We start from the raw sequence: 6,021 nt of genomic DNA on the forward strand, positions 1-6,021 counted from the left end.
TTAATCCTTCAAACCCGGAGGCAGTTCTACCACCATGCGTTTTTTATCCAGATCAACTTTCTTTACCACGCTCTTCAATGCCGGTATCAGCAGGGGCCGGCCGTCTTCTCCCTCCACCACGTAAACGTCATTGGCACCTGTGGCCAGGACATCGGTAACCTTTCCCAGCCAGCCCTCTTCCGGGGTATATACATCCAGGCCGATAATCTCAAAAACATAATATGTGTCCTCGGGAAGGTCAACCAGCTGATCCGGTGTCACCTGCAGGAATGCCCCCCTTAAAGCCAGAGCCGCATTCATATCCTGCACTTCCCTGAACTTGAGAATGACAAAGCTTTTATGGTACCATGTTTTCTCAATATGATAGGTTTTCCTTTCCCCATTGTGATAAATTAATACCTCGTCCATTTGCTCAAAACGTTCGGGAAAATCGGTAAGGGGCATCACCCGCACTTCCCCGCGGTGACCCTGGGTGGTAACAATTTTACCAATGTTAATGAAATCAACCACCGGAAACATTCCCTCCAGTTGACCGGATTTCGACGACCATCCCATCTTCCAGAATGATCTCCCTGCTTACAATTTCCTGGAAATTATCCCCCACTTTTAATTCCACCAGGCACTGAAGCTGGCCCTGAACAACCTCCTCCCCCGGGTTCAGCCGGGCTACTTCCTTTAGCTTATCTACTAATTTTTCCCTGGCCTCCAACCTGCGGCTGCGCTCCTGTTCGATCTGCTGCCGTGCTGCAGGAATACCCTGAGGATTTTTCTTTTCCAGCTCGGCAACTACGCGCCGGGCCTGAAATTCCAGGTGCTGCATCTGCATATCAAGCTGGTGAATGGCCTGCTGAATATCGGCGCTCAAGGCCTGTTTGTACTTATCGGTAACCTTAACTTTAACCAGCACAGGAACCATAAGGGTCATTTTTTCCATAGACCATCGCCTGCCGCCTCACCCCTGCGGGCCCAGATATTCACGGGGGAGGTAAGTATCCCCTCCCCCATTTCTTTTTATACTATACTATACTATCTCCACGGTTACCTTTTTACGCTGTCTGGCGGCCGCAGCCTTGGCTACCGTGCGAATAGCCCTGGCAATGCGACCCTGCTTGCCAATTACCTTACCCATATCTTCTGGAGCTACTTTGAGCTCTATCAGCCAGGATTTATCTTTTTCAATCATATTAACACTTACTTTATCGGGTTGATCCACCAGGGCCTTGGCCAGGATCTCCACCACTTCTTTCATTACCCTTTAGACCTCCCCAAACTACTGGCTCTCCCCGGCGGGTTTATTCAATAACCCGGCTTTCTGGAATAACGCCCGGGCAGTATCGGTTAGCTGGGCACCGTTTTTAAGCCACTTGAGCGCCTTGGCTTCATCAATCTTTATTTCTGCCGGTTCTTTCAGGGGATCATAATACCCCAATTCCTCCACAAACCGGCCATCCCGGGGGGAACGGGAATCGGCCACCACTATACGGTAAAAAGGGTTTTTCTTGGCCCCCATCCTCCTCAGCCTGATTTTAACAGCCAAAGTAATTTCACCTCCTCCTCTAAAATATGAAATATATTCTTCGGAGAAACTGGCTGGACGCAAGGTATGAATGGCCGCATCCAGCCTGCCTTAACAGCTCATTCTAAATCAGAACTAGAACAGGGGATTGTCCTTACCCGGAAACAGGTTTCTGGGTAGCCTGGCCCCTTTCTTGCCCCCCCTGCCCATTTCAGCCAGCTGGCGCATCATTTTGCGCGTCTGCTCAAATTGCTTTAAAACGCTATTAACCTTCTGTACCGAAGTCCCGCTGCCCCGGGCTATTCGCCGGCGGCGGCTACCGTTAATCTCATGGGGATGGGCTCGCTCCCAGGGAGTCATGGACCTGATGATGGCTTCTACATAAACCAGTTCCCTGTCATCAATGTCTCCCAGTTCCTTAAGCTTTTTCATATTCCCCAGCCCCGGAAGCATGCTGATGATTTGCTGGATCGGCCCCAGTTTCTTTACCTCCTGAAGCTGCTCCAGGAAATCATCCAGGGTAAAATCGGCACTGCGGATTTTTTTATTCAAACGGGCCACCTGTTCGGCATCAAAACTGGCCTGTGCCTTTTCGATCAGGGTAAGCACATCCCCCATCCCCAGGATCCGGTCGGCCATGCGGTCCGGGTGGAATGGCTCAAGGGCATCCAGTTTTTCCCCGACCCCAACAAACTTGATGGGACAACCGGTAACGGCTTTTATGGATAAAGCTGCACCACCCCGGGTATCACCGTCCAGCTTGGTCAGCACCACACCGTCCAGCCCCAGCCGCTTGTTGAAGGTTTCGGCTATATTAACCGCCACCTGGCCGGTCATGGCATCAACCACCAGCAAAATTTCGTGGGGGCGTAAAGCAGCCTTGAGCTCCTCCAGCTCGGCCATCATCTCTTCGTTTATTTCCAGGCGCCCGGCCGTGTCAATGATTACCAGGTCCCGTCCCTGCCTGGCGGCATGTTCCACAGCCGCCCGGGCGATATCCACCGGGGTATGCCGGTCGCCCATGGAAAATACAGGTATATCCAGTTGCTCGCCGAGTACCTGTAACTGCTTGATGGCTGCCGGCCGGTAAACATCACATGCTACCAGCAGCGGGCGCCGGCCCTGCTTACGCATCAGGTTGGCCAGCTTGGCTGCCGTGGTGGTTTTCCCCGCCCCGTGTAAACCCACCATCATAACCACAGTGGGAGGCTTGGGAGCCATATTAAGCTTGCTCTGGGTCCCACCCATCAAGCCGGCCAGTTCTTCCCGCACTATTTTTATTACCTGCTGTGCCGGCGTTAAACTGGATAAAACGTCCTGTCCCACTGCCCGCTCCTTGACCCGGGCCACAAAAGATTTTACCACCTGGAAATTTACATCAGCAGCCAGGAGGGCACGGCGTACTTCCTTCATGGCCTCGTCCACATCTGCTTCCGTAAGCCGGCCCTTGCTTTTCAACCTGCGGAAGGTTTCCTGTAATTTTTCGGCCAGGCCTGCAAAAATCATTATCTCACCCCATTATAGAACGTAAAATTTCCCGCACCCGCATTAAAGTTTTCTCATCCAGTGAATTATTACTATTATCCAGCAACGCGAGGGCTTCGCCTACCTGACGCCGCTGATCCATAAATTTGGCTACCAGACCCAATTTTTCCTCGTACCGGGTGAGAATATGTTCTGCCCTTTTCAGTACATCGTGAACCGCCTGGCGGCTAACACCAAATTGCTCGGCAATTTCGCCCAGGGAAAAATCGTGGGCATAATAAAGTTCCACAAATTTTTGCTGGCGCTGGGTTAACAGCTGCCCGTAAAAATCATATAGGAGGTTCATCCAGGCCAGTTTCTCCATGCCCCGTCCTCCCGCTGATCCCGGCTGTAATCCTCTTGTAAACTATAAAGGGCAGATACTTTACACTAAATTTTAATGAATCGACCGGTTCCTGTCAAGGGGAACGTATTTGACAACCCATCTACAGCAGTGTTAATATGGCTGTATAATCCTGTAACAATTTTCCGCTGTACTCGCCGTTAACATGCAATGGCCACATCAACGAATCCGGCCTGCTGTTACAGTATCCATGATATTTTTGCCCTGTCTTTTTTATAAAAAATACCGGCAGCAGCCATCTGGTTAACGGACAAGAGGTGAAAACAATGGCCAATAAAACCGGACAGGTTCAGGGGGAGCCCGGTTCACTTCTGGATCTCCAGGAAGCCCTTTCCCTGACCAGGGCACAGGTTAAGAATCTGCACAAGAAATACTTAAATGCCAGCCTGGCTACCATGATGGAGCTTTTAAACTTTGACCGGCAGTACGTAAGGGCCCGGGGCATTTCGGTATGGGACAGCCAGGGTCGCGAGTACCTTGATTTTTTGGGCGGCTATGGTGCCCTCAATCTGGGGCACAACCATCCCAAAATACTGGCCGCCCTGCAGCGTGTCCAGGAGATGCCCAATATTCTCCAGGCTTCCCTGGGAACGGTTGCAGCTGCCCTGGCCCACAACCTGGCCCGGATAACTCCCGGCAGGTTGCAGCGTTCCTTTTTCTGCAACAGTGGGGCGGAAGCGGTGGAAGGAGCAATTAAACTGGCCCGGGCGGCCACGGGCCGCAGTACCATAATCTACTGCCAGGGTTCCTTCCACGGGAAAACCATGGGTGCCCTTTCGGTTACCGGGCGGGAAAAATATCAAAAACCCTTTACCCCCCTGGTACCACACTGCCAGGCCGTGCCCTACGGTGATCTCCATTCCCTGGAAAAGGCACTGCAAGCCCGGGAAGCAGCAGCCTTTATTGTAGAACCAATTCAGGGCGAGGGAGGGATTATACTTCCACCTCCCGGCTACCTGAAAAAAGCCCGCGAGCTTTGCCGCCGCTACGGCACCCTCTTTATTGCCGATGAAGTGCAAACCGGTTTCGGCCGTACGGGATATATGTTTGCCTGTGAAGCAGAAGAGGTGGAACCGGATATCATGTGCCTGGCCAAATCCCTGGGTGGCGGGGTTATGCCCATGGGAGCTTACATCACCACGGACGAGATATGGCAAAGGGCCTACGGGGGGATGGAAAAAGCGCTATTACACACCTCAACCTTTGGAGGTAATACCATGGCCTGCACGGCAGCACTGGCTGCCATTCAGGTAATTTATGAGGAAAACCTGGTGGAACAGGCCCGGGAGATAGGTGACTACTTCCTCACCCGTCTCAAAGAGCTACAAACACGCTTCCCCCTTTTAAAAGAAGTACGGGGACGGGGCCTGATGATTGGACTGGAATTCAACCAGCCCGGCAGGCTGGCTTCAAAAGTCACTTTCGGGCTGGCCGGCAAGCTGGCTGAAGAATACACAGGGAGCCTGGTTGCCGGGGAGCTTTTAAACAACCACGGCATAATTACTGCCTATACCCTGAACAATCCCAATGTCATCCGGCTGGAGCCACCCCTCTGCGTTACCAGGGAACACGTCGACCGGGTGGTCGCAGCCCTGGAGGATATTTTCCAGCGGCACCGGGGTTTCATAAGCATGGCCACCGCCGGGGCAAAAACGATACTGAAATCACTAACCCAGCGGGAGTAAATCCAAATTTAATTATTTGGTAATTATTTGGTCATGCTGACCTGAGCCGGGTTAAACCCCGGCTTTAATCATGCCAGACATTCCTTGCGAAAAAAAGTGCCCGGCGCCATGAACGCCGGGCCGACAACATTTTGTAGTGGGATGAACAGCCCTCGAAGGGAGGTACCCGGTACAGAGAAGGGCCCGTCTCTATACCGGAAAGCCAAGGAGTTTATATCCCTGCCGCCACCCAACTGCCAGTGAGCGGCCAGGGAAGAAGGTTAAAGCTCTGCCAAAGGAGCTTAACCTTGCCAAAGAAAAGGGGGAATAACAATTTATTACTGAACTACCCCTGAGCCCGTTTTCATCTCCACCTTCTACAGCAGCGGAGGCATGCTCAGGGCCGGGTGTCCCTTTTCCTCCAGGAAGGGCAGGATCTCCTCGCCGCTGGTGCCCACGGTTTCATCGGCAATCTTATCCACAAAGTCCCTGCCCAGGCCGGCTGCCTCGGCGGCTTCCTCCAGCTGCGGCCGCAGCTGTTCTTTCAGGGCCTTGGGCATCCACACCAGCCGGGCCAGGCCGCCGTCGGCCGGGACGAACTTGCGGGAAGCCAGGTAGGATTTACTGATCCCCATGAAGCCGGGCATCTGGGCACCGCCGCCAATGGTGCCGGCCATGGTGGAGAAGGTCATCCCCGAGGGGGTCATGCCGCCGTGTTCCCGGTTGACCACCATGAAGCCGTTGCATTCCGGCACCATGGCCAGGATGCACTCGAAGCAGCCGCAGGAAGTCATGGGATATTCCATGATGGTGTAGAAGTTGACTGCCTCGATGGTACGCTGGGAGTTGTTGTAGACAAATTCGTTGACCGACTTCCACTGCCCCTTGACCGGATCGATCAGCCCCTCCAGCTTGATGGGCTGGTTCGGCCCGTGGGGGTTGATTTCATAGGA

The 6,021-nt window shown here is 53.2% G+C and carries 7 protein-coding genes and 1 pseudogene; 1 reads left to right on the plus strand and 7 read right to left on the minus strand.

Annotated elements, in window-relative coordinates; translation table 11 throughout:
• From rimM to ylxM, 6 genes are all read right to left on the minus strand, one after another.
• Positions 1 to 510, minus strand: coding sequence for a ribosome maturation factor RimM (gene rimM / locus BR83_RS0112760; protein WP_027357403.1), 510 nt, complete (start codon positions 508 to 510; stop codon positions 1 to 3).
• Entirely contained in the window at positions 503 to 934 is a 432-nt protein-coding gene (locus BR83_RS0112765) for a YlqD family protein (RefSeq protein WP_027357404.1), read from the minus strand. Before BR83_RS0112765 ends, rimM begins: the two co-directional genes overlap by 8 nt.
• Positions 935 to 1,021: 87 nt before the next feature.
• A complete protein-coding gene (locus BR83_RS0112770) occupies positions 1,022 to 1,249 on the minus strand; it encodes a KH domain-containing protein (protein ID WP_027357405.1) in 228 nt (75 codons plus the stop codon).
• A gap of 21 nt (positions 1,250 to 1,270) precedes the next feature.
• Complete coding sequence (gene rpsP, locus BR83_RS0112775; protein ID WP_027357406.1) at positions 1,271 to 1,537, minus strand: 30S ribosomal protein S16; 267 nt, start codon at positions 1,535 to 1,537, stop codon at positions 1,271 to 1,273.
• A gap of 114 nt (positions 1,538 to 1,651) precedes the next feature.
• On the minus strand, positions 1,652 to 3,022 hold the full coding sequence (gene ffh / locus BR83_RS0112780) for a signal recognition particle protein (protein ID WP_027357407.1): 1,371 nt from the start codon (positions 3,020 to 3,022) through the stop codon (positions 1,652 to 1,654).
• A gap of 4 nt (positions 3,023 to 3,026) precedes the next feature.
• Positions 3,027 to 3,365 carry a YlxM family DNA-binding protein gene (gene ylxM / locus BR83_RS0112785; protein ID WP_027357408.1) on the minus strand — a complete coding sequence of 113 codons (339 nt, stop codon included), beginning with the start codon at positions 3,363 to 3,365 and terminating at the stop codon, positions 3,027 to 3,029.
• A gap of 305 nt (positions 3,366 to 3,670) precedes the next feature.
• On the opposite strand from ylxM, the gene BR83_RS0112790 reads away from it, so the two are divergent.
• Complete coding sequence (locus BR83_RS0112790) at positions 3,671 to 5,089, plus strand: aspartate aminotransferase family protein (protein ID WP_027357409.1); 1,419 nt, start codon at positions 3,671 to 3,673, stop codon at positions 5,087 to 5,089.
• A 356-nt stretch (positions 5,090 to 5,445) separates the two neighbouring features.
• Here the strand turns inward: BR83_RS0112790 and BR83_RS15970 are convergent.
• Positions 5,446 to 6,021, minus strand: a pseudogene (locus BR83_RS15970) (acetyl-CoA decarbonylase/synthase complex subunit alpha/beta); the annotation flags it as partial.

Source organism: Desulfofundulus thermocisternus DSM 10259 (genome assembly GCF_000686645.1).
GTDB classification, from domain to species: domain Bacteria; phylum Bacillota; class Desulfotomaculia; order Desulfotomaculales; family Desulfovirgulaceae; genus Desulfofundulus; species Desulfofundulus australicus.